The sequence below is a fragment of the Mesorhizobium sp. USDA 4775 genome (genome assembly GCF_054062655.1).
This window is the reverse complement of sequence record NZ_JBSSFM010000001.1, coordinates 4,589,366-4,613,516: the sequence shown is the minus strand read 5'-3', so window position 1 is coordinate 4,613,516 and position 24,151 is coordinate 4,589,366. Positions and strand designations below refer to the sequence as shown.

The following is a 24,151-nucleotide window of genomic DNA, read 5'->3' as shown; positions in this document are numbered from 1 at the left end:
CGCGTCGCGCTTCTATTTCTTGTTTTGATGCATGTCGTTATCCCAAAACCGCTGCACACTTTTGGGCGACATGCATTTCAATAAACCGGCGGCGAAACCACCCAGATGACAACCGCCGGCTCGGTGCCTGGATTGCGCCAGCGATAGGGCTTGCCTTCGAAGCGGAAGGAATCGCCTTCGCCGAGCCGGTGCCAGACGCCAGCTATCTCGATCTCGAAAATACCCGAGGCGAGATAGCCGGCTTCCTCGGTCGGCCGCAGCTGCTCGGTCTTCATCTGCGCGCCCGGCGCGAAGATCGAGCGCACCATCTCGAAGCTACCACCGAGATCGGGCGACAGGAGTTCTTCCACCAGGCCGGTCTCGCTGGTGCCAAGGGTGCGGCGCCTGCCGGCGCGCACCACCACGCCGCGCTCGCTTTCGACCGGCACGTCATGGCTGAAGAACAGGCTGATCGGCACACCGAACAGTTCGGCGAACGCCCTGAGATCGCTGAGCGACGGCGTCGACAGGCCGCGTTCGACCTGGCTGACCCAGCCGACCGAACGGCCGAGTTTGAGCGCGATTTCGGCGAGCGTCAGCCCGCGTGCCCGGCGCAGCGCGCGGATATCGCTGGCCAGCACGCGTTCGTCAGGTCCCTGCAATGTTCGTGCGGTAGGAGACGCCAAAACGCTCACTTCATGAAAATTTCAATCCGAATTTCATGAGAAATCAAGCTCATGAAAAAATCAAGTAGATTTTCACCAATGCTCAAGATTTGCTTGCAGGATTTTGACGGTTCATGCAAAGGCTCCGCCGCGAGCGGCGAGTGGGGACGTCCGATCGACGCAATGGCTAAGGGACGGCCCATGTTGGAAAAGAAGGCTCGAATCGCGGATGAGGCCGAGATTGTCGACGAGGCGATCGTGTCGCGCCGTTCGGTGCGCGCGTTTTTGCCCGACATGATCGACGACAACACCGTTCGCGACATTCTGGCGGTTGCGGCACGCGCGCCGTCCGGCACCAACATGCAGCCATGGCGGGTCTACGTCACCAAGGGTGAGACCAAGCAGCAGATATCGGATGCCATTCTGAATTCCGGTATCCGCGCCGAAAAGGCCGACTGGGACGAGTATCGCTACTATCCCACCCAGTTCTTCGAACCTTATCTGACGCGGCGACGCGCCAACGGTTTCGGCCTCTACGGCGCGCTCGGCATCGGCCGCCGCGAGGTCGACAAGATGCGTGCCCAGCACGACCGCAACTTCGTCTTCTTCGACGCGCCCGTCGGCATGATCTTCACCATCGATCGCCGCCTCAACCAGGGCTCGTGGATCGACTACGGCATGTTCCTGCAGAACATCATGGTCGCGGCGCGGGGCAGGGGCCTGCACACATGCCCGCAGGCGGCCTTCGCGCCCTACCACCGGCAGATCCGGCCGGTGCTCAACATTCCCGACGAGGAGATCGTCGTCTGCGGCATGGCGCTCGGCTATGAGGACACCTCCAAGCCGGAAAACGGCTTCCGCACCGACCGCGTGCCGCTGGAAGAGTGGGTGACGTTCAGCGAATAGAGCGGCTGCTGACTTCAGCTATTCGGTATTCATCTGCATGCCATGGCCGCTGACATGGGCGCCGTCCTGGGGCGTCAGCTTGAGGTAGGCAAGCAGCGCGCAGAGCGTGATGAGGCCCTCGATCGCGAACAGGATCCGGAAATCATTGGTCACGGCAGGCCCGCCGCCGGCCAGGAACGACAGCATGGCCGCCGCCAGGCCGACGCTGACCGCCACCGCCAGCTGCCAGAGGATGTAGTAGAGCGCGCTGAAGCGAGCGAGCTGGTCTGGGGCGATGTCGGAATAGGCGAGGTTGCCGGTCGAGGCCCATTGAACAGACCGAAAGACGCCGAAAGCAAAGATATAGCCAAGCACGATCCACACCGGCGTGGTCGCCTGCATCAAGGCGAAGCCGGCGACCATGGCGGCAACGACAGGCGTGTTGAAGACCAGGACGCGGCGGAAGCCGAACCGGTTGAGGACGCGCGGCATGAAGAAACGCATGATCACCGAGCCGAGCGCGGCAACGAAGGTCAGCGATCCCGCCTGCACCGCGCTCATGCCGAAGCCGAGCTGGAACAGCAGCGGCAGCAGGAAGGCGACGGAACTCAGCCCGATCGTGTCCAGCCCGCCGCCGGTGAGGAACGAGATGCGGAAGGTGCGGATGCGCAGGAGCTTGAGATCGAGCAGGGGATTGGGTACGCGCAGGCAGTAGAGCGAGGCAATCGACAGGATGATGACCGCCAGCGCCAGTTCGCCGGCAATCATCCCGCCGCCGGCGTCTTTGGCGGCAAGCGAATCCATGCCGAACACCAGCAGGATCATGCCGCTGCCGACCAGCAGGAAGCCTGGAAAATCGAACCGCGTGCGAACGGGCTTGGTCATGGTCGGGAAGAGCGAGGCGGCAAGGACTGCCGCCGCCAGCGCGAACGGCACGTTGATGAAGAAAATCCAGCGCCAGGAAATGTAGGTGGTCAGAGCGCCGCCGACGAGCGGCCCGACGAGCGGCCCGGTCTGGCTTGCCACCGAGATATACATGTTGATTTTCAGCGTCCGGTTGCGCGGGAAGCTCGACAGGATGACGACCTGGCCGAGCGTGCCCATCAGTGCCCCGCCAAATCCCTGCAGCGCGCGGGCGCCGACCAGTGTCCAGATGTTATCAGACAGGCCGCAGAGCGCCGACGAGGTGGCGAACACCAGCAAGGCAAAGCAGTAGACGTTGCGCAGGCCGAAGCGGTCGGCGGCCCAGCCGCCGAGCGGCATCGAGATGATCAGGCTGGCGACATAGACGGTGATCAACAGGCCGAGCTGGCTCGGCGGGCGGGCGAGGCTTTCGCCGATGCTGGGCAGCGCCGTCACCACGACATTCTGGTCGAGGCTGGTCATGAACACGCCGCAGGCGACCGTTAGCGGCAGCAGGAGCAAGGCTCTGGCCGACACATCGGCGCGATCCGTGGCGCCGGCGGATAGTTCTGCGGTCATGGGGATGTTCGAACCAAACGAATGTGCCGAGCCTGAGACGGGATTTCTATCCCTTGGGCCGATCTGGCGGCCATGTTGTTCCACCATGGCCGCCCGCGGCGCGATTCTCTAGCGGCAGAACCGGCGGGCATTGAGGCCAGAAGCAGGGGCGAAGCGGCCATATGCCGCCACCGCCTACTGCACCTCGTAGCCGACTTCCTCGCTGGCATGGCAGAGCGCCTTCCAGAACGAACGTGCAAAGGAGCGGAAGACGTAGATGTCGAACTGGTCGGCGCCGGTGCGCTGAATCTGGGCGAAGACGTCGTGGTGAGCGGTCGACCGCCCGGCGCCGACTGGGAAGGCCGGCAGCGCGAAGTCGATGGTGAAGAATTTCGCCAGCACCCATTCGGCCTTCGGCCCCGCGATGCGGATGGCGGTGCGACCATGGGACAGGTCCGTCACCGTGCCGATGGCAGGCGTCACCGCCCTGGCAAAAGCCGCGGCCAGCCCTTCCGCCTCGTCGGCCACGGTGAATTTTCCCGGCGCGAAGCCGAACACCGATTTCACGCCGTCGCTCGAGCCCCCGCCGGCGCCGTCCGGCAGCGCCAGCCCGGTGACGCTGCGGATGGCAGCGATCAGTTTCTTCTCCTCGCCCGGCCAGGCGGCGAGCTGAACGATCGAGCCCGGCCTCGTCTCGGTCAGCAGGATCTCGACGCCATGCTCGAAATTGCCATGCGAGCCGACATGAAACTCCGGCTCGAGGGGGGATTGGCGCTCAACCATGCATGCGGGTCCCTTCCGGATCGTAGAAATGGTTGGACACGATCTCGACCGGTCCGAACCTATTGCGCAAGGGATCGGAGACATGGGCACGCGTGCCGTGTCGTGCCTTGCCGCCCTGGACCAGCGCCAGCGCGATATGTTTGCCGAGTGCCGGGGAATAGCAGCAGGCGGTGATGTGTCCGATCGATCCGTGCGGATTGGCCTCGTCCAACGCCTCGACAATGTGCGCGCCGCCACTGAGCGGCCGGTTGTCGAGCGCGATCAGGCCGACCAGTTCCAACCGATCGGACGCGATCAGGCCTTCGCGGTCCATCATCGCCGAGCCGATGAAGGGCTTCTTCTTCGACAGCATCCAGTCGAGATGCAGGTCGCGCGCAGTGGTGCGGCCGTCGATCTCCGCGCCAGTGACATGGCCCTTCTCGATGCGCATCGTGCCCAGCGCCTCGAGCCCGTAGGTGACCAGGCCGAACGGCTTGCCGGCTTCGATCAGCGCTTCCCAGACATGGGTGCCATGGCCGGCGCCGGAATAGACCTCGAAGGCCATTTCGCCGGAGAAGGAAAGCCGGCAAATCATCACCGGCACGCCTGCGATCTGGCCATGGACGATGCCCATGAAGGGCAGTGTCGCATTGTCGACCGCGGTGCCGATGACGCAGGCGGCGAGGATCTGCCTGGCTTTCGGGCCGCCGATCGCCGCACCCGCCCATTCGTCGGTCACCGAAGTGACGTGAACCTTGAGGTCCGGCCAGATCACGTCGAGGAAGTATTCCAGATGCTGCATCACCTTGCCGGCATTGGCCGTCGTGGTGGTCATAAGGAAATCCTGTTCGCCGAGCCGCCAGGTGGTGCCGTCGTCGAAAGCGAAGCCGTCCTCGCGCAGCATCAGCCCGTAGCGCGCCTTGCCGACGGCGAGCGTCGAAAACATGTTGGTGTAGACGCGGTCGAGGAACGCGGCGGCATCGGGGCCCTGCACGGCGATCTTGCCCAGCGTCGAGACATCGACGATGCCAGCACTTTCACGCGTCGCCTTGGCTTCGCGCACATAGGCCTGCTCGATCGTTTCGCCTGAAAGCCCGTAGATCATCGGCCGGTACCAGAGGCCGGCGGAATACATGGTCGCGCCATTGGCGAGGTGCCAATCATGCATCGGCGTCAGCCGCTCCGGCTTCAGGTCGCCAAAGCGCTCCGCCGCCAGCGAGCCAATCGAAACGGGCGCGAAGGGCGGCCGGAAGCGCGTCGTGCCGACTTCGGGGATCGGCTTGCCCAGCGCCTCGGCCATGATGGCGAGGCCGGGAACGTTGGAGCTCTTGCCTTGGTCGGTGGCCATGCCGAGCGTGGTGTAGCGCTTCAGATGCTCTACCGAGACGAAGCCTTCGCGGTGCGCCAGCCGGACATCCTCCGCCGTCACGTCATGCTGGAAGTCGACAAAGCTCTTGCCCTTGGCCCTGATCTCGAACACAGGCGCCGGATCGGGATCTCCGTGGACGGCTTCGACCGTGGGCAATGCCGCCGGCGTGCTCGTTCCGCCGGCCGCTGCAAGGCCGGCGGCGCGGCCTTCGGCGATGGCCTCTGCGGTGGAAAAACTGCCGGTGAAAGCGCCGGCGCCAATCCACTGCTGTGTCGGCCCATGCTGCGTCGGCTTCGGCGGCAGGAATGCCTGGCGTGCGGCATTCCATTCCGCTTTGGCGCCGGCCTGGCTGGCCAGATGAATGGTCGGCGACCAGCCGCCGGACATCAGCAGGCAGTCGGCATGGATGCTTCGCTCATCGCCGGTGAGCGCGCCGGTGACCATGTCGAAACGCTGAACCTTGACGCCGGACAGCGCCTTGCCGCCCTCGGTGGCGACCACGGCATGGCCCGCAAAGATCTCGGCCTCGGCTTCCGTGGCCAGCTTGCGCATCTCTGGCGAAAGCTCGGACCTGACGTCGGCGATGGCAACGATCGCCGCACCGGCCTTCTTCAGGGCGACGGCCGCGCGATAGGCGCTGTCATTGTTGGTGAACAGCGCGATCCGCTCGCCCGGCAGCACGCCGAACTCGTTGGCATAGCGCTCCGCCGCATGCGCCAGCATCACGCCCGGCCTGTCATTGCCGGGGAAGACCAGCGGCCGTTCGAAGGCGCCGGTGGCCAGCACCACCGATCTGGCACGGATCGCCCAATAGCGATGGCGCGGCTCGCCCTTGGCGGGCTGCTCCTTGTGGTCGCTGACCCGTTCGAGCGCGGCAAGCGTGTTGTTGTCGTAATAGCCCCACACCGTGGTGCGCGGCAAAAGCCGGACATTGTCACGGCCTTCGAGCTGGGTGACGGTGCGGCGCGCCCAATCGGCGGCCGGCGCGCCATCGATGGTTTCGTCCGACCAGTTGGTCGAGCCGCCAAAACGCGGCTCGAGATCGGCCAGCATGACGCGGGCGCCCTGATCGGCGGCGGCCTTGGCGGCCATCAGGCCGGCCGGGCCGGAGCCGACCACCAGCACGTCACAAAAAGCGTTCATGCGTTCGTAGCGGGCGGGATCCTTCGCCGATCCGGCGCTGCCCAGACCAGCGGCGCGGCGAATGAAATGCTCGCAGAACATCCAGAAATGCGTGCCTTTCAGCGGACCGATCACCGGCCCCATGAAAGTTTTGTAGTAGAAGCCGGCCGACAGGATCTTGCCGCCGAGCTGGTTGACGGCATGGATATCCCAGGCCAGGGAAGGGAAACGGTTCTGGCTGATCGCCACCAGCCCATCATGAATCTCGACCATGGTCGCTGGAATGTTAGGCTCGCGCACCTCGCCCTTCAGCACCGTCACCAGCGCGTTGGGCTCCTCGACGCCCGCGGTCAGCAGGCCGCGCGGACGGTGGTATTTGAACGAGCGGCCGAAAAGCGTGACGCCGTTGGCCAGCAGCGCTGAGGCCAGCGTGTCGCCGGCATGGCCGGTAAAGGCAACGCCGTCGAAGGTGAAGCGGATCGTCTTCAGCCGGTCGATGCGGCCGCCAGTGTCGGTGCGGCGCGGGCTCATGCCTTGTCCTCCGCCTTGCGGCGCGCGGTTGAGGCATGATCGCCGCGCACGAAGGCGACGCTCGAAATCTCATGCGTCAGCGTGTTGCGCACGACGCGCAGATGCGTGCGACAACCGCCGGAATGCTGCCAAATCTCATTGTGGTCGCCGGCCGGGTTCAGCCGGTCATAGACATAGGCGTTCCACGCCTCGAAATTCTGCGAGGCCGGGTCGGGACGTTCGCGGTTGCCGTCGCCCTGATAGGTGAATTCGATGACGTCGCGCGGGCCGCAATAGGGACAGGTGATCAACATCGAATAATCCTAATGCAGCCTGGGGTTCGCGCCCTGGCCCTTGTCGTCGATGACGAGGCCTCGGTGGAAGCGATCGAGGGTGAACGGCGCGTTGAAATCGTGCGGCTCATCCTTGGCGATGGTCCAGGCGAAGGTCCAGCCGGAGGCCGGCGTCGCCTTGAAGCCGCCGTAGCACCAGCCGCAGTTGAGATACATGCCGGGCAGGGGACCGGTGGTGATGATCGGCGAACCGTCCATCGACATGTCGCAGACACCGCCCCACGAACGCAGCATGCGCACACGCGCAAGGCCCGGAAACAGCGCCAGCATCTCGCTCATCACCTCGTCGACGATGGGCAAGTTGCCGCGCTGGGCATAGCTGTTGTAGCCGTCGATATCGCCGCCATAGACAAGGCCGCCCTTGTCGGACTGCGACATATAGAAATGGCCCATGCCGAAGGTCACGACCGTGTCGATGAAGGGTTTTAGCGATTCCGTCACGAAGGCCTGCAGCACATGGCTCTCGATCGGCATCGTCTCGATGCCGGCCAACCGCATGACACGTCCGGTGCTGCCGGCCACGGCGACCGCCACCTTCTTGGCCCTGATGTCGCCGCGCGACGTGGTGACGCCGGTGACGCGATCGCCATCGCGCAGGAAGCCGGTGACCTCGCAATTCTCGATGATGTCGACGCCGCGCCGGTCGGCGCCGCGCGCATAACCCCAGGCCACCGCATCGTGACGGGCGGTGCCGGCGCGCCGTTGCATCAGGCCGCCGACGACGGGAAAGCGTGCGTCGCTGGAGATATCGAGCGCCGGGATCAGGCGCTTGATCTGCGCCGGCGTCATCAGTTCGGCGTCGACGCCGAGATGGCGCATGGCGTTGCCGCGCCTTGCATAGTCGTCGAACTGCGCCGGCGTATGCGCCAGGTTCAGGCAGCCGCGCTGCGAGAACATGACGTTGTAGTTGAGTTCGTGCGACAGGCCCTCCCATAGCTTCATCGAATGTTCGTAGAAGCGGGTGTTGGCGGGCAACAGGTAGTTCGAGCGCACGGCCGTTGTGTTGCGGCCGACATTGCCGGAGCCGAGCCAGCCCTTTTCCAGCACGGCGACATTGGTGATGCCGTGCTCCTTGGCCAGATAGTAGGCGGTCGCCAGCCCGTGGCCGCCGCCACCAATGATGATGACGTCATAGGAAGCCTTCGGGTCCGGCTTGCGCCAAGCCGGCTTCCAGTCCTTGTTTCCCTTGAGCGCGTTCGCGAGCAGCGAAAAGGCCGAGTACTCTGCCATCATTGTCATCCGGTTCGGGCGATGCGGCAGACTATAGAGCAGGCCGCATCCGCAAAGCCAATATTGCGCCATGGCCTTTCGACTGGCCGACGCCGCGATGCGACGGCTTGCCCCACGATATGGCCGTCTTTATCAAGGACAGGCTTTTTAAATGCCGTTGCCGCCCGTGAGTCGCCAATAGTCATGCTTTTGAGATTGCTTCGCCTCCTTTTGGTTTTCACGCTGGTCATTTCGGCGTCGCCTTCGTTCGAGGCGATGGCGCAGGCGCTTGGCCAGGGCTCCATCGGCCTGATCACCGATCAGCAGAAAGTCATCCAGGGCCTGACGGCCAAGACGGACGATCTCGAGAAGAAGATGCAGCAGGACGGTGAGGACGACGCCTCGCTCGTGGACATCCGTCTGCAACTGGAGGATCTGTCGCGGGCGGCGCTGACCAGCGCGGTGGCGTTTCGTCCGCGGCTTACAGACATCAACAATCGCATCGAGGTGCTAGGCCCGCCGCCGGCCGCGGGCCAGCCGCAGGAGCCAGACATCGTGACCGGCGAGCGCCAAGCGCTGGCGTCGGAGAAGGCCGAGATCAACGCGGTCGTCGCCAGCGCGCAGAACCTGTCGATCCGCATCAGCGGGCTGATCGACAAGATCGGCAATATGCGCAGCGAGCAGTTCCGCAACTTTTTGACCAAGCGCTACGCACTGTCCGAGGCGCTGAGCCCACAGGTGTTTTCCGACGCCCGGGACGAATACGCCAACTTTTACAAGGCGGTGTCGTCCTGGCTGAGTTTCGCTTTCAAGTTCAAGTTCCAGGCCGTCCTCGCGGCAACCTTCGTGGCGCTCGGGCTGGCGCTGGTGCTGCTGGTCGGCGGCAGGCGGCTGTTCGGGCGCATATTCGAAGCCGATCCGACGGTCGAGGATCCGTCCTATCTCAGCCGCCTGTCTGTAGCCTTCTGGTCGACCTTGCTGCCGACTCTGGCGGTCGGCGTGTTCTTGGCCTCCACGGTGTTCTTTTTCAACTATTACAATGTGTTGCGCGGCGACATCGGCGTCTTCCTGAATGCGCTGGCGGCCGTCATCGCGGTGGTGTTCTGCGTCAACCGGCTGACCAATGCCGCGCTTGAGCCGCGGCTGCCGAACTGGCGGCTCATTCCCGTCCAAACCGGCCCGGCGCGCTGGCTGGTGCGGCTGACAACCGCCATGGCCGTGGTCATCGGCGTCAACAATTTCCTGTCGATCATCAACGACAAGATGGGCTCGCCACTGTCGCTGACCATCGCCCGCAGTTTCGTCGCCACCATTGTCGTCGGCATCATCCTGATTCTGATGGCGATGCTGCGGCCGTTCAAGGCACGCGACGGAAGCTGGCGGCCGTGGCCGGCTTGGCTGCGCTATCTGGCGCTGGCGCTTGGCCTGTTCACCATCGCCGCCGCCCTGCTTGGCTATATCGGCCTTGCCCTGTTCGTCTCGCTGCAGGTCGTGGTCACCGGTACGGCGCTGATCACCGCCTATATCGGCTTCCTGTCGGCGCAGGCGATCGGCGAGGAGGGGGCGTTCGCCAACACCACTGTCGGGCGCTGGCTGTCGGCCAACTCCAGCTACGAAGACGCCGCCCTCGACCAGCTCGGCCTTGTCGTCAGTGTCGCCATCAATTTGATGATCGTGCTGGTCTTCCTGCCACTGATCCTTTTGATGTGGGGCTTCCAGCCCGGCGACATCCAGGCCTGGGCCTACAAGCTGGCGACCGGGATCACCATCGGCTCGGTGACGATTTCGGTCACCGGAATCCTTTCGGGCATCATCGTCTTCATCATCGGCTATTTCCTCACGCGCTGGTTCCAGGGCTGGCTCGACGGGTCGGTGATGGCGCGCGGCAAGGTCGATACGGGCGTGCGCAATTCGATCCGGCTGGCGGTCGGCTATGCCGGCGTCGCCGTGGCGGGGCTGGTCGGCATATCGGCGGCGGGTATCGACCTCTCCAGCCTGGCTCTGGTCGCCGGCGCGCTTTCCCTCGGTATCGGTTTCGGCCTGCAGAATGTCGTCTCCAACTTCGTCTCCGGCCTGATCCTTTTGGCCGAGCGGCCGTTCAAGGTCGGCGACTGGATCGTCGCCGGCGACGTCAGCGGCACGGTCAAGAAGATCAGCGTGCGCGCCACCGAGATCGAGACTTTCCAACGGCAGTCGGTGATCTTGCCCAATTCAAACCTGATCAACAACGCCGTCGGCAACTGGACGCACCGGAACAAGCTCGGCCGTGTCGAGATCAAGGTCGGCGTCGCCTATGGCAGCGACGTCAAGCAGGTGCATGCCATCCTGCTGGAAATCGCGCGCAGCCATGCGATGGTGCTTAAGAACCCCGAGCCCTTCGTGCTGTTTTCCAATTTCGGCGCGGCCGCGCTCGAGTTCGAAATCCGCGTGTTCCTGGCCGATATCATGAACGGCAGCGTCGTGCAGAACGACATTCGTTTTGCCGTGCTGGAGAAGTTCAGCGACCTGCATATCGAGATCCCGTCGACGCCGCGCGCTGTCGTCGAGGTGAACAAGCCCAAGGCCTGGCCAACCGACGACGACAAGATCGAGGCCGACTTCGCCGAACAGGAACAGGCAAAGGTGGAAGCCGCGGCCGAAGCGAAAAAACTCGCCAAATCTGGACGCAAGGCGCGCAAGCCCGATCCCAGCTAGGGCCGGTTGCCGTCAGCTTCTCGCGACCAACGCCTCCAGCGCCGGGCGAAGATCGGTCTTGCCGCGTCTGACTTCGCCGACACCGTGCTCGACATCGATGCGGCCGGCATTGTGGGCGTCGAACATCGCGGCGACCAGTCCGGCATAACTCGTGCCGATGCCACCGCCGATGAGGGCGGGAACCCAGTCCTGCCTTGGCAATTCGCGAGCGACGATCGCGCGGCCGGCAATGTCGCCAAGCGTTCGCGCCACATCGGCTGCGCTGTAGCGATTTGGCCCTTCGGCGTGGACCACGTGCAGCGCATCGCCGCTGCCCGAAAGGAGGAGATCCGCCGCCATCAGCCCGACATCGCCGGCCGACACTGTCGGAAAGGATTTGGTCACGGGATGGTGCAGGCTCGGCAGCACGCCGGTCTCGATTGCCCGGCCGACCAAGCGGTCCCAATTCTGCATGTGCTCGGCGGAACGCAGCACCGTCAGGGCTGCCGGTATCGTCCTCAACTGCGTTTCCAAATGATGGAACGTGAGCGTGATGCCGGTGCCGGCGGCAAGCTGGGCGCCATAGTCCGAGATCGCCAGAATTCTTTGCGGTCTGACTTGATCGAGTGCATTCACAACGGATCGAATGGTGGCTTCCATCTCCGCCGAAGCATCATCGGCGCGGACGCTGGTTGGACAGATGACCTGAACGGCGGTGGCGCCCCTTGTTGCTCGCGCCAACGCCGGCGTATCGCGCAGATCGGCAATCTCCGCCTCGCAACCGAGCGCACGGAACTCCTCGGAGTGCGACGGGTTTCGCACCACGGTTCTGAGTGGAACGTGATGCCTGCGAAGCGCACCAATCGTGGCCCGTCCGATCTTTCCTGCCGCGCCCAACACAACAAACATGCCCGTGTCCTTCATCCTGACCAGTGGGACGTCAGGAATGCCGAATGGGCGGGCTTGGGTCGCTCAGATTTGGATGCTGGAGCGCAAGAACGGACGATTGGCTTCGAAAGCCAAAGCGCGGCGCCGGACTGCAGTTTACCGCTGCATACGGATCAGGGCGGCCGGCGTGACGCCGAGGATGCGCTTCATGCATTGCGCCATGTGGCTCTGATGCGCGAAGCCCGCTTCCAGCGCGATCTGGCTGAGCGGCATTTTCCCCTGATACAGCAAGGTCCTGGCCCGCTCGACCCGGCGACGGATGACATATTGGTGGGGAGGCATGCCGAAGGTGCGGCGAAACAGCACTTTCAGATGCGAGACGCTGATGGCTGCCACTTGCGCCATCTCATCCAGCGAAAGATCCTGGTCGAGATTGGCTTCGATGAAATCGGTCAGCCTGCGCTTCTGGCCGAAAGAGAGCATTTGTCTGGCTGGAGCTTCCGGCTTTGAAGCGCCCTGGATGATCTGGACCGCCAGCGCCTTGGCCAGGCTTTCGAAATACAGCCGGTCGGATGGCACATCCGGGTTCAGACCGGTCGCCAGCGCATGGGCGATGTGTTCGATCCTCGCATCGCGGCGCTGGAACTGCGGATTGACGACGACCCTGTCCGGGTCGATATCGAGGTCCTCGGCAGCGCGCCGAACCAGCGCCGGACTGACCCACAGCCGCAGGATGGTGCAGTCCGCGTCATCCTTCCAGTCGCCATCGAGCCCGGCGGGCACAATATCGATGTCGCCGTCCGACTGGACCCGGCGGTGATGTTTTCCATCGCAATGGCACGACGCGTTGACCGGCGCTCCGACGTGGATTCCAAGCCGATGGTTGATGGATGCGGGTACATAGTGGGTCAGCCCCGCGGCAATCCTTCGCGACTCAACGTCAACGCCGATCGTTTCAAGCCAGTTGTCGTGCATGGTCTCTTTTTCGCGTTGCGCCTCGGCATCATATCGTGCCGGCCAGCGAAATTAACAGGGTCGGGCGTATGCTTGCGGACAGGCCAAAACCAATTGCGGCATGAATGCGGCATTCAGTTGCGGTTCAGCTTCCATCTCATATAAGCTCCCATGCAAAGGGCGAAAATGCCTTGCGAAATGCAACAGAGGCGGTGGGAACACCGATATTGCAACATGTGGAAGTCTCTCGTCACTGCCGTGGCCTTGCTCGCCGTGAGCGGCTCGGCCCATGCCGCCAGCGCGGTCAACAAGGACGCCGAGACCCGCACGCTGGTCGTGACGGAAGGCGGCAGCAAGACCGACCTTGCGCTGGCCGGTGGTGAAACCGTCGAATTCTGCCAGAACGGCTGCTTCGTCACCTTGCCGAACGGTGACCTTGAAGCCCTGACCGGCTCGGAAACCGTCGAAATCTCGGGCGGCGTCGCCCGCATCAAGTAACCCAGGCGGCATGATTGGAAAGGCCGGGCATTTGCTCGGCCTTTTATCGTTTCCGGTAGCGCTTGTTTAACAATGACGCCGGAAATACCGCCGCGGCAGCCGCCTGCAACCAGGCGTTTTAACGTTCGCTACGCCATCCCTCGCTATACCAGCGTCAAGACGCCGAAAAGCGGCGCGCAACGGGATTCCGGTTTTCCGGATCATACGCTGGCAGGGCAGGACGGGCATGGATGCGCGGTCGGACAGGAACGCAATACCGCTTGCGGTCGATCTCGACGGCACGCTGATCGCGACCGACCTGTTGTGGGAAGGCTTGTTCCTCCTCCTCAAGAAGAACCCGCTCTATATCTTTCTGGTGCCGTTCTGGGCCGCCGGCGGGCCGGCGCGGCTGAAGCAGGCGATCGCACAGCGCATCGATATCGACCCCGCGACGCTGCCCTATCGCGCGCCGCTGCTCGACCGGCTGCGCGCCGAGCACGGCGAAGGCCGCAAGATCGTGCTGGCGACCGGTACGCCGCGCAAATTCGCCGACGCCATATCAGCCCATCTCGGCATCTTCGAGCGGGTGCTGGCGACCGACGGCCTAGACAACCTCACATCCGGCAAGAAGCGCGCCTCGCTGATATCAGCCTATGGCGATGGCGGCTTCGACTATGCCGGTAACAGCCGCCATGATCTCCAGGTCTTCGACGCCGCGCGCAATGCAATCGTCGTCGCGCCCGACCGCCATGCGGCGCGCTGGCAAGCAGCGCATGGCGCCGAAACCATGCCGGCGCCGAAGCCGACCTTGCGGACCATCATCAAGATGCTGCGCGTGCATCAGTGGCTCAAGAACTCGCTGATCGCCGTGCCGATGGTGCTGTCGCACGAATATTTCAACACCAACATGATCTGGCAATGCCTGCTGGCGTTCGTCTCATTCAGCGCGGTGGCGTCGGCGATCTATATCCTCAACGATTTCTTCGATCTGGCGCTCGACCGCAAGCATGTCACCAAGCGCAACAGGCCGTTCGCCTGCGGCGCACTGTCGATCCCGTTCGGTCTGGGCGCGATCGCGGTGCTGCTGGCGATCGGCGTCGGTACCGGGCTGTTCCTGTCGCCTGAATTCCTGGCCGTGCTTGGCGGTTACATGGTCGTCACGACGGCCTATTCGCTGTCGTTCAAGCGCATGCTGCTTGTCGACGTGTTGACGCTGGCGGGCGTCTACTCGATCCGAGTGATCGCCGGTGCGGCCGCGACCGGCGTCGCCGTCTCGTTCTGGCTGCTCGCCTTCTCGATCTTTTTCTTCCTGTCGCTGGCGCTGGTGAAACGCTTCGTCGAACTGCGCACAACCGCCATTCCACCCGGCGAACGCATTGCCGGCCGTGGCTACCGCACGGAAGACCAGGAGATCGTCGCCCAGGCCGGCATGGCCTCCGCCTTCTCCTCGGCGCTGGTTCTGGCGCTCTACATGGACAGTGTCGCGGTGCGCGAGCTTTACCCGCATCCGTGGCTGATCTGGCCGCTGCCGCCGATCGTGCTTTACCTCACCATGCGCGTCTGGATCCTGGCGCGCCGCGACGAGATGAATGACGACCCGGTCGTCTTCATCATTCGCGACTGGCGCAGCCAGATCGTGGTGCTGATCGGCGCCGTGCTGCTGGTCATCGGGGGCTGGTAGGCATGGCCGAAAGCTTTTTGAGCTTTGGCCTTGCCACGCCGCCGGCACCACGCGCGATCAACGCCGGCGAAGCCATCGCGCTGCTGAAGGGCGGTCAGGCGAAGGAAGCCTCGCTGCTCGCCTATGGCAATGGGCGCTCCTACGGCGATTCCTGCCAGAACCAGGCCGGCGCGGTCGTCGACATGCGGACGCTGAACCACATCCGCGCCTTCGACGCCGAGACCGGCGTGCTCGAAGCGGATGCCGGTGTGCTGCTGTCCGATATCATCGCGCACGCCGCACCCTACGGTTTCTTTCCGGCGGTGGTTCCGGGCACGCAATTCGTCACGCTCGGCGGCGCCATCGCCAATGACGTGCACGGCAAGAACCATCACCGGCGAGGCACGTTCGGCTGCCATGTCGAAAGCTTCACGCTGCTGCGGTCCGATGGAAATACCTATCGCTGCTCGGCGACGGACAATCCGCGCCTGCTCGCGGCGACCATCGGCGGCATGGGCCTGACTGGCCTGATGCTCTCGGCCTCGATCCGGCTGATGCGGGTGCCTTCGCTCGACATCGTCGAGAAGACGACGCCGTTTCGTGATCTCGGCGAATTCTTCGATCTGGCCGCGGCGGCGGACCAGGCCAACGAATATGCGGTCGCCTGGATCGATCAACTCGCCGGCGGCCGCAACAGCGGGCGCGGGCTGCTGTTCACCGGCAACCATGCCGAGCATGGCTCGCATGCGGCCTCGCGCGCCGGCGGCAATCTTTCCGTGCCGTTCCAACCGCCGTTCAATGTGCTCAACCGGCCGTTCCTGACCGCTTTCAACGCCGCCTACCGGTGGAAGAAAGGCCAGGCGACCGCGCCGCGCCAGACCGGCTACCACGGTTTTTTCTTTCCGCTCGACGGCGTGCGTGATTGGAACCGGCTCTATGGCCCCAGAGGGCTGTTCCAGCACCAGAGCGTGGTGCCGGAAGAGGCCGCGCACAGCGTCGTGCCGGAATTGCTCGCGGCGGCCCGGCGAGCCGGGCAGGGGTCCTTCCTCACCGTGCTGAAACGCTTCGGTTCGATCCGCTCGCCGGCGCTGCTGTCATTCCCCAGGCCTGGCTATACGCTGACGCTGGATTTCCCCAACAAGGGAGCGGCGACGCTTGCCCTGCTTGGCGAACTCGACCGCATCACAGTCGCGGCCGGCGGGGCGGTCAATCCCTACAAGGATGCGCGCATGGGTGCGGCAATCCTTGCTGCTTCCTTTGCGGACTGGCCGAGGCTGGAAGTGCTGCGCGACCCTGCCTTCATGTCCGATTTCTGGGCGCGCACGGCCGGCAGCATCGACCTGCGGCGGCGCGGCGTTGAGGCCGCCGAATAGATAAAAATGGAATGAATCGTGGTTAGCGAACGGTTAATCGCAAGGTTTACTCAAAACAGTCTCGTGAGTTCACGAAATCTTTTCGGGTTTGTATTACTGGAAATCACGGGATGGGCGCGCAAGTATGAAATATATCGTCTTCATTCTCTTTACAGTCATGACCAATGCCGCTGCGCAGCTCATGCTGAAGCAAGGCATGATCTCGCTTGGCCCGATCTCGTTCGAGGGCGTCAATCCGCTCGTCAAGCTGCTGCAGATCGTCTTCAGCCCCTGGGTGTTCCTCGGGCTCTGCACCTTCGTGATTTCCATGGCCTCGCATCTCTATGTGCTGTCCAAGGTCGAGCTTTCCTTTGCCTATCCGTTCCTTAGCCTCGCCTATGTCGCCGTCGCCATCTTCGCCTATTTCGTCTTTCGCGAGGACCTCAATGGCTGGCGCATCGCCGGCATTGCCTTCATCTGCGTCGGCACGGTGCTGATCGCGCAAAGCGGGCGAGGGCATGAGGACCAGACCGCTTCCATCGCGCCCGACAAGATCCCTGCAAACGAGACCGTTCGATGAGACATGTGATTTTCGGCGGTGACGGCTTCGTCGGCCGCCACCTTGCGCCCAAGCTTGTCGCCGATGGCGAAGAGGTCATCGTCGCCGACATCGCCAGGAGCGACCTTGCGCACTACCGCAACGTCCGGTTCGTCCAATGCGACGTCACCGATCCGGCCTCGGTCGCCGCCGTCGGGCTGAAGGCCGACGACATGGTCTACAATCTGTCGGCCAAGATGCTGTCGCCGATCCAGGTGCGCGCCAAGCGGCACGACTTCTTCTTCCCGGTGAATTTCCACGGCACCGAGCACATCATGCAGGCCATGGACAGGGTTGGTGCGCCGAGGCTCGTCCACTACACCACCGACATGATCTACGGCCACACGGTCACCCAGCCGATGACCGAGGAGCACCCCGTCGCGCCGCTCGGCGAATATGGCTGGTCGAAGCAGAAGACCGAGGAACTCGCCGCCGAATGGCGCACGCGCGGCATGTCGATCTCGCTGTTCCGGCCGCGCCTGATCATCGGCCCCGGCCGGCTCGGCATTCTCGAAAAACTGTTCAAGCTGATCGACTGGAACCTTCCGGTGCCGATGATCGGTTCGGGCAGAAACCCCTATCAGTTCATTTCTGTTTTCGATTGCGCGGAAGCTGCCCGCGCCGCCTGGAAGGCCGGCGTGCCCAACGAGGCCTATAATCTCGGCTCCCTCAACCCGCCGCCGGTGAAGAAATTGCTCGGCGACCTGATCCACCATGCCGGTTCGAAGTCGATCCTGCTGCCGACGCCGGGCTGGGCGGTCAAGCGCACGCTCGACCTGCTCGATCTCATGAACATGCCGATCATGGATCCGGAGCAATATCTGATCGCCGACGAGGAGTGCGTGCTCGACGTGTCCAAGGCCGAGCGCCAGCTCGGCTGGGTGCCGCAATATCGCGACGAGGACATGCTGATCGCCGCCTACAGCGAATACCGCGCCAAGAAGGCCGGGCCTGCTGTCGCCACCAAACATGTGCCCGCCGAGTAGCAGGCCCGCCAAACTATTCATAGCGCACGACGCTGGTCGTCAGCGCGGACAGGAGATTGAAATGACCGTCATGGCCAAGCCCGAACAGACGAATGCGCGCACCCTGGTGAGCGCTCCGGCGCTGTCGCCCGCAGCAATAGCCAAGCCCGATCTGATCAGTGTGGAGCAGGCCAAGGCGATGGACGTGGCACGCATGACCGACCTGTTCAAGGCGCATCTCAATCCTGGCCAGCTGCATTTCATGAAGCTGCTCGGCTTCCACAAGATCAAGATCGAGCGTGCCGAAGGCATGTTCTACATCGACCAGAACGGCCGCAAGATCCTCGATTTCTTCGGCGGCTTCGGTTCGCTGGCCTTCGGCCACAACCACCCACGCATCCTGGAAGCACGCAAAAAATTCCAGGAGGAGAAGCGCCAGGAAATCGCCATCGCCTTCATGTCGCAATATGCGGCAGCGCTCGCACACAACCTCGCCAAATGCTCGCCCGGCGATCTCGACATGGTGTTCTTGGGCTCGTCCGGCTCCGAAGCAATGGAAGCGGCGGTGAAGCTCGCTGAACGCGCTGCCGGCCCGAAGCGGCCGAAGGTGGTCTATGCCGAGAATTCCTTCCACGGCAAGACCAAGGGCGTGCTCGGCATCACCGACGGCCAGCTCTACCGCGCCGATTTCAAGGTGGCCGACAATACGGTGCGCATTCCTTTCGGCGACATCGAGGCGGTCGAGCGCCTGTTCCGCAGCGATCCGGAGGTCGGCGTCATCGTGCTCGAAACCATCCAGGGCGGCGGCGGCATAATCCAGGCAGAGGCGCAATACTGGCAGAAGCTGCGCGCGCTGTGCGACCAGCATGGCGTGCTGTGGGTCGCCGACGAAGTGCAATGCGGCTATGGCCGCTCGGGCCGCTTCTATGCCTTCGAGCATTACGGTGTCGTTCCCGACGTGACGGCACTGGCCAAGTCGCTCGGCGGCGGCAAGGCGGCGGTCGGCGCGATGATCGCCAGGCGCGACGTTTACATGAAGGCCTATGGCACGCCGAAAACGGCGATGATCCATGCCATGGCAACCTTTGGCGGCATGGGTGAGGCCTGCGTCACCTCGATCGAGGCGCTCAACGTGCTTTATGACGAGGGGCTGATCGACAACGCCGCCGTCACCGGCGACTATCTGCTGCAGCGGCTGCAGGCGCTCAAGGAAAAGTACCCGAAGATCATCAAGGACGTGCGCGGCAAAGGCCTTATGGTCGGGCTGGAGTTCCACGACTTCTCGCAGACCTTGCCGATGGTGCTGCGCCCGGTGGTCAGCGTGCTCGACGACAAGCTGAAGGGCTCGCTGTCCGGTTTCGTCGGCGCGCTGCTGCTGCGCGACTACGACGTGCTCGTCGCCTTCACCGAATACAATCGCAACGTCATTAGGCTCGAGCCGCCGCTGATTTGTCAGCGCGAGCATGTCGACCGCTTCGTCGATGCCTTCGACAGCTTGCTGTCGCGCGGCATCGTTTCGTTCGTGAAGGATTTCGTCAAAAGCCAGGTCCGTTAAAGAAAGTCCGTTGAGGGCAACGATGCTGACCAAGTCTCCCGCTGCGAAAAACCCGCTCGACCGGCTCGCCGAGACCGGCCTGGCGTGGGGCGAGGGGACCTATGCCAGGCTGGCAGCCCCCATCGGTGCGGCGACCTTCGCGCTCTACATCCTTCTGACCGCGTTCACGGCATGGGTGATGCCTGACGCCAATTGGGACATGCTGCCCTATCTAGCAATATCGGAGGAAGGCACCTATCCCGACGCGCAGGCGCTGCATGATTATGCCTACAGCACCGTCAAGGCAGGCGTGTCGGCGAGTGACTACAAGGCGCTGACCGATGATGGCGGCGGCTTCCGCAGCCACATGACGGACAATGCCGCCGACTTCCATTCGCTGCTCGGCATGTACCGGATAAAATTCCTCTATGCCGAGATCCTGTCGACGCTGAGCGCGGTGATGTCGCCGGTCGAGGCGATGCGGCTGGTACAGGTGTTTTCGGTGCTGCTGTTCGGCGCGATCACGCTGCTCTGGCTGCACAGGGAAAAGGCCCTGGCCTTGGCGCCGTTAGTCGGGGCGGTGCTGATCATGGCCGATTTCGGTGACGCGGCGCGCGCCTCGACGCCGGACCTGCTGACGTCGGCGCTGCTGCTTGGCGGGCTCTACGCCTATGTCAGAGGCCGCGAGGCGGCGACGGCGATCCTGCTCTTCCTCGCCTTCATGGTGCGGCCGGACAATATTGTTTTCCTTGCCATATTCGCGGTGCTGCTAGTCGCTTTCCGGCAAAAGGCGTGGGGCGCGCTGGCCGGTTTTGCCGCATCCTTCGTCGCCTATTTCGCCATTTCGCACTGGGCCCAGCATCCCGGCTGGTGGCCGCATCTGTGGTTCTCCAGCATCGAGCAGCACTACAATATGGACGCGTTCGAGCCGGCGTTCTCGGTCACCGCCTATCTCAAGGCGTTTGCAACGTCCCTGCTGCGCGCCGTCAATCTGAACAGCTGGGTCGGCGTTTCGGTGCTGGCGCTGGCCGGCTGGTTCGCCGCCGGCCGCGCCGGCTTCCGCCTTGATCGGCGCGCCGGCATTTTGTTCGCGGCGCTGGTGTTGGGCGCTCTGGCGAAGTTCACGGTCTTTCCGATCCATGACACGCGTATCTATTTCCCGCATCTGATCCCGCCCTTTCTGCTGCTGGCAACGCCGTTCATGGCGCTGTGGGCAGCATCGGTCCGCGGCCATGCACATCATTCCGGGAGACAAGCCATGAGTTCGCTATCCAGGCTGGCGCGCATCGCCTTGTCGCTCGGCCTTCCCTCCGGCCTGCTCGATCGTGGGCCGTCGCTGCGCGGCACGAAATTCCTGGCGAAGGCGGCGCTGAAAGCGCGCTTCGGCGGGGCAGGGCAGCCGTTCCAGATGGTCAATGTCGGCGCCTGCGACGGCGCGCTCTTCGACGATGTCACGCCGTGGCTGCACAGGATCGCCGGCGCCCGCGCCATGCTGGTCGAGCCGATCCCCTACAATCAGAAGCGGCTGCGCGCCAACTATCCCGACACGGGCCGCTTCATCATCGAGCCGGTGGCCGTCACAAAAACCAAGGGCACGATCACCGTCCACACTTTCGATGCCGCGGCGCTCGAGGCCGGCACGCTGCCGATCGAGTTCATCGGCTGCTCCTCGGTCACCGACACCAATCTGATGTCGGGCAAGAATGCCTGGGGCGAGGCCGATGCCAATTTCAACAAATTCGCGCCGCATCTCAGGGATATCGAGGTGCCGTCGGAAACGCTGCAGACGCTGCTCGACCGCAACGGCATCGGCCATATCGATGCTTTTCTCGTCGATTGTGAGGGCGCCGACTGGATCGTCTTCGAGCAACTTGATCTGAAACGCTACCGTCCGGGCATGATCAAGGTCGAGGTCGGCGCGTTGCCGGCCACCGAGATTGGCCAGGTCGTGGTCAAACTGAAGACAGCGGGCTACCAGGTCGGCTTCCAGGCCGAGGACGTCTGGGCCTTCGCCTGACGGCTGGCGTTTTCTCCGATCCGGATCGGGTCGCGCCGCACCTGCGGCGTGTCGCAAACAGGCGGTAGCGCCGTGTCTGTCGTCTGCATATTGTGCGCCGATCAAACGGGCGCCGAAGCTGCCCGCAATAGCATCTGGAGTCGCGGGCAATGGCAGAGTTTCCGAAAAAGGCGAAGGTCGTCATCATTGGCCTCGGCGGTATCGTCGGCGCATCGATCGCCCATCACCTGATCGAACGTGGCTGGTCCGACATTGTCGGCATCGACAAGTCGGGCATCCCGACCGATATCGGTTCGACCGCGCACGCTTCCGATTTCTGCTACACCACCAGCCATGATTTCCTATCCTGCTGGACGACGCTTTATTCCATCGATTTCTACGAGAAGATGGGCCATTACGCCCGCATCGGCGGCCTCGAAGTGGCTCGCGTCGGCGACGACAGCCGCATGGACGAGATCAAGCGCAAGATCGCCTCGGCAAAGGCCTTTGGCACACGCGCGCGCCTGATCGAACCGGCCGAGATCAAGGAAAAATTCCCGCTGATCGAAGAGGGGATGGTGCAGGGCGGCCTTTGGGATCCGGATGCCGGTCTGGTCATCCCGCGCTCGCAGACCGTCGCCGGCAAGCTGGTCGACCAGGCGGAAGCATCGGGCAAGCTGAAATCCTTCGCCAACACGCCGGCCAAGTCGCTCGTCGTCAAGGACGGCCGCATCAGCGCCGTGGTGACCGATCGCGGCACCATCGAGGCCGACTATGTCATCGTCTGCGCCGGCATATGGGGCAGGCTGATCGCGGAAATGGTCGGCGAGGATTTGCCGGTCATGCCGATCGACCATCCGCTCACATTCTTCGGCCCCTACAACGAGTTCGCCGGCACCGGCAAGGAGATCGGCTGGCCGCTGCTGCGCGACCAGGGCAATTCGGCCTATATGCGCGACACCGGCGATCCCAAGACCGCCGAGGGCGGCCAGATCGAATGGGGCTATTACGAAGAAAACAATCCGCGCCTTTGCCATCCGCGTGACCTCCTGGAAAAGCATGAGGCGCGGCTGTCGCCGTCGCAGCGCGATCTCGACATGGAGCAGATCCTGGCGCCGCTCGAGCGCGCCATGGAACTGACGCCGATCCTGGGTGAGCTCGGCTACAATGAAAGCCATTCCTTCAACGGCCTGCTGCAGGTGACCGCCGACGGCGGCCCGTCCATGGGCGAAAGCCAGAAGGTGCGCGGGCTCTGGTATGCCGTCGCCATCTGGGTCAAGGACGGCCCAGGCATGGGCAAGCTGATCGCCGACTGGATGACGGACGGCCGCACGGCAATCGACCATCATGCCATCGATTATGCGCGCTTCTATCCGCACCAGACGAAGGAACAGTTCATCTGGGATCGCTGCACCGAGACGGCGATGAAGGTCTACAATCCCGCGGTGCATCCGCGCGAGCCCTTCTCCAAGGCCCGCAACATAAGGCGCTCGCCGTTCTGGGAGCGCGAGAAGGAACTCGGCGGCTATTTCATGGAGCTGGGCGGCTGGGAGCGTGCCCATGGCTACGCCGCCAACGAGCACCTGCTTGAGAAATATGGCAACCGCGTTCCCGTACGCGAGAACGAGTGGGACAACCGCCATTTCTGGCGCGTCTCCAATGCCGAGCATCTGGCGATGAGCGAGGATTGCGGCATCGTGAACCTGTCGCATTTCTCGATGTATGACGTCGAAGGGCCAGACCATGTCGCGCTGCTTGAATGGCTTTGCGCGGCCAAGATCGGCGGCGACAACAACATCGGCAAGGGCATCTACACCCACTTCCTCGACGAGGAAGGCATGGTGCGCGCCGACTTCACCGTGATCCGCATGGCCGACCGCTGCCGCGTCATCGACGGCGCCGATGCCGGCCCGCGCGACTTCCGCTACATGCAGCGCACCGCGCAGGACAAAGGCTTTGACGCCACCGTCACCGATGTGACGGAGAAATACGTCACCATCGGCATCTGGGGTCCGAATGCCCGCACCACCTTGCAGAAGGTGGTCGAGAATCCCGAGGGCCTTTCGCCGGAGAATTTCCCCTTCGCGGCGATCAAGCCGGTCCGCATCGGCGGCAAGGATGTCACCGCGTTCCGCATCTCCTACGTCGGCGAGCAGGGCTGGGAACTGCACATGCGCTACGAGGATGGCCTCGCCGTCTGGGACGCACTGCGCTCGACCGGCGTGATGCCGTTCGGCGTCGAGACCTATGCCAATACGCGCCGCATGGAAAAGAGCCTGCGCCTGCAGAATGCCGACCTTCTGACCGAGTACAATCTGCTGGAAGCCGATCTCGCGCGGCCGAAGGTCAAGGAGAACGATTTCTGCGGCAAGGCCAAGCATGTGGAATACCGCGCCCGCGAGCACCAGCCGGCGACTTTGTGCACGCTGGTGATGACCGAAAACACTGATTCCAAGGGCGTGGCGCGTTATCCCGTTGGCACGATGCCGGTGCTGGACCCGGCCACCGGGGAAACGTTGGTCGATGAACTCGGCCGCCGCTCCTTCACCACCTCGGTCGCCTATGGACCGACGATCGGCAAGAACATCGCGCTCGCCTATCTGCCGCATTCGTATGCGCAGGAAGGCCGCAAGCTCAATGTCGAGTATTTCGGCGAGACCTATCCTGTCGAAGTCGCCGGCGTCGGCTACAAGCCTCTCTACGACCCGGAGAACCTCAAGCCGCGCAGCTGAGGTTCGG

At 63.6% G+C, this 24,151-nt stretch carries 18 protein-coding genes and 1 pseudogene; 11 read left to right on the top strand and 8 right to left on the bottom strand.

The window, feature by feature from the left end; all coding sequences use genetic code 11:
• Nucleotides 1–77: 77 nt before the first annotated feature.
• Nucleotides 78–620: a helix-turn-helix domain-containing protein gene (locus tag ACVILI_RS22560; protein ID WP_019858736.1), complete on the bottom strand. Its 543-nt coding sequence runs from the start codon at nucleotides 618–620 to the stop codon at nucleotides 78–80.
• A gap of 225 nt (nucleotides 621–845) precedes the next feature.
• On the opposite strand from ACVILI_RS22560, the gene ACVILI_RS22555 reads away from it, so the two are divergent.
• The gene (locus ACVILI_RS22555) at nucleotides 846–1,550 is read left to right on the top strand and encodes a nitroreductase (RefSeq protein ID WP_038652887.1); all 705 of its coding nucleotides are present in this window, start codon (nucleotides 846–848) and stop codon (nucleotides 1,548–1,550) included.
• An 18-nt stretch (nucleotides 1,551–1,568) separates the two neighbouring features.
• Here ACVILI_RS22555 and ACVILI_RS22550 read toward each other — a convergent pair whose 3' ends face one another.
• The 5 genes from ACVILI_RS22550 to ACVILI_RS22530 all read right to left on the bottom strand — a co-directional run bounded on the left by ACVILI_RS22550 (nucleotide 1,569) and on the right by ACVILI_RS22530 (nucleotide 8,336).
• Complete coding sequence (locus ACVILI_RS22550; protein ID WP_038647418.1) at nucleotides 1,569–3,011, bottom strand: MFS transporter; 1,443 nt, start codon at nucleotides 3,009–3,011, stop codon at nucleotides 1,569–1,571.
• 174 nt (nucleotides 3,012–3,185) lie between these two features.
• Nucleotides 3,186–3,773 (bottom strand): sarcosine oxidase subunit gamma, encoded by a 588-nt coding sequence (locus ACVILI_RS22545; RefSeq protein ID WP_038647416.1) that lies wholly within the window; start codon nucleotides 3,771–3,773, stop codon nucleotides 3,186–3,188.
• Nucleotides 3,766–6,774 carry a sarcosine oxidase subunit alpha gene (locus ACVILI_RS22540; protein WP_038647415.1) on the bottom strand — a complete coding sequence of 1,003 codons (3,009 nt, stop codon included), beginning with the start codon at nucleotides 6,772–6,774 and terminating at the stop codon, nucleotides 3,766–3,768. Before ACVILI_RS22540 ends, ACVILI_RS22545 begins: the two co-directional genes overlap by 8 nt.
• Nucleotides 6,771–7,067, bottom strand: coding sequence for a sarcosine oxidase subunit delta (locus ACVILI_RS22535; protein ID WP_019858730.1), 297 nt, complete (start codon nucleotides 7,065–7,067; stop codon nucleotides 6,771–6,773). Before ACVILI_RS22535 ends, ACVILI_RS22540 begins: the two co-directional genes overlap by 4 nt.
• A gap of 9 nt (nucleotides 7,068–7,076) precedes the next feature.
• Nucleotides 7,077–8,336, bottom strand: coding sequence for a sarcosine oxidase subunit beta (locus ACVILI_RS22530; RefSeq protein WP_027046963.1), 1,260 nt, complete (start codon nucleotides 8,334–8,336; stop codon nucleotides 7,077–7,079).
• Nucleotides 8,337–8,519: 183 nt separating this feature from the next.
• Here ACVILI_RS22530 and ACVILI_RS22525 point away from each other — a divergent pair, with 183 nt between their 5' ends.
• Entirely contained in the window at nucleotides 8,520–11,009 is a 2,490-nt protein-coding gene (locus ACVILI_RS22525) for a mechanosensitive ion channel family protein (RefSeq protein WP_240564645.1), read from the top strand.
• A 12-nt stretch (nucleotides 11,010–11,021) separates the two neighbouring features.
• On the opposite strand, the gene ACVILI_RS22520 is transcribed toward ACVILI_RS22525, so the two are convergent.
• The gene (locus tag ACVILI_RS22520) at nucleotides 11,022–11,912 is read right to left on the bottom strand and encodes an NAD(P)H-binding protein (protein ID WP_019858728.1); all 891 of its coding nucleotides are present in this window, start codon (nucleotides 11,910–11,912) and stop codon (nucleotides 11,022–11,024) included.
• A 120-nt stretch (nucleotides 11,913–12,032) separates the two neighbouring features.
• The gene (locus ACVILI_RS22515) at nucleotides 12,033–12,851 is read right to left on the bottom strand and encodes an AraC family transcriptional regulator (RefSeq protein WP_038647411.1); all 819 of its coding nucleotides are present in this window, start codon (nucleotides 12,849–12,851) and stop codon (nucleotides 12,033–12,035) included.
• A 213-nt stretch (nucleotides 12,852–13,064) separates the two neighbouring features.
• Here ACVILI_RS22515 and ACVILI_RS22510 point away from each other — a divergent pair, with 213 nt between their 5' ends.
• The 9 genes and pseudogenes from ACVILI_RS22510 (at nucleotide 13,065) to ACVILI_RS22470 (ending at nucleotide 24,144) form a co-directional block, all read left to right on the top strand.
• The gene (locus tag ACVILI_RS22510) at nucleotides 13,065–13,328 is read left to right on the top strand and encodes a hypothetical protein (protein WP_027046960.1); all 264 of its coding nucleotides are present in this window, start codon (nucleotides 13,065–13,067) and stop codon (nucleotides 13,326–13,328) included.
• 226 nt (nucleotides 13,329–13,554) lie between these two features.
• Nucleotides 13,555–14,988: a UbiA family prenyltransferase gene (locus tag ACVILI_RS22505; protein ID WP_038647409.1), complete on the top strand. Its 1,434-nt coding sequence runs from the start codon at nucleotides 13,555–13,557 to the stop codon at nucleotides 14,986–14,988.
• Between the two features lie 2 nt (nucleotides 14,989–14,990).
• A complete protein-coding gene (locus ACVILI_RS22500; protein ID WP_457102617.1) occupies nucleotides 14,991–16,340 on the top strand; it encodes an FAD-binding oxidoreductase in 1,350 nt (449 codons plus the stop codon).
• Between the two features lie 124 nt (nucleotides 16,341–16,464).
• Nucleotides 16,465–16,899 (top strand): EamA family transporter, encoded by a 435-nt coding sequence (locus tag ACVILI_RS22495; RefSeq protein ID WP_038647405.1) that lies wholly within the window; start codon nucleotides 16,465–16,467, stop codon nucleotides 16,897–16,899.
• Entirely contained in the window at nucleotides 16,896–17,903 is a 1,008-nt protein-coding gene (locus tag ACVILI_RS22490; protein ID WP_038647404.1) for an NAD-dependent epimerase/dehydratase family protein, read from the top strand. The genes ACVILI_RS22495 and ACVILI_RS22490 overlap by 4 nt, the downstream gene beginning before the upstream one ends.
• A 61-nt stretch (nucleotides 17,904–17,964) precedes the next feature.
• Nucleotides 17,965–19,437: an aspartate aminotransferase family protein gene (locus tag ACVILI_RS22485; protein WP_038647402.1), complete on the top strand. Its 1,473-nt coding sequence runs from the start codon at nucleotides 17,965–17,967 to the stop codon at nucleotides 19,435–19,437.
• Nucleotides 19,438–19,459: 22 nt separating this feature from the next.
• Nucleotides 19,460–20,678: pseudogene (locus ACVILI_RS22480) on the top strand (hypothetical protein).
• Nucleotides 20,675–21,433, top strand: coding sequence for an FkbM family methyltransferase (locus ACVILI_RS22475; RefSeq protein ID WP_038647400.1), 759 nt, complete (start codon nucleotides 20,675–20,677; stop codon nucleotides 21,431–21,433). Before ACVILI_RS22480 ends, ACVILI_RS22475 begins: the two are co-directional and overlap by 4 nt.
• 149 nt (nucleotides 21,434–21,582) lie before the next feature.
• Nucleotides 21,583–24,144 (top strand): GcvT family protein, encoded by a 2,562-nt coding sequence (locus ACVILI_RS22470; protein WP_069092382.1) that lies wholly within the window; start codon nucleotides 21,583–21,585, stop codon nucleotides 24,142–24,144.
• Nucleotides 24,145–24,151: the final 7 nt, after the last annotated feature.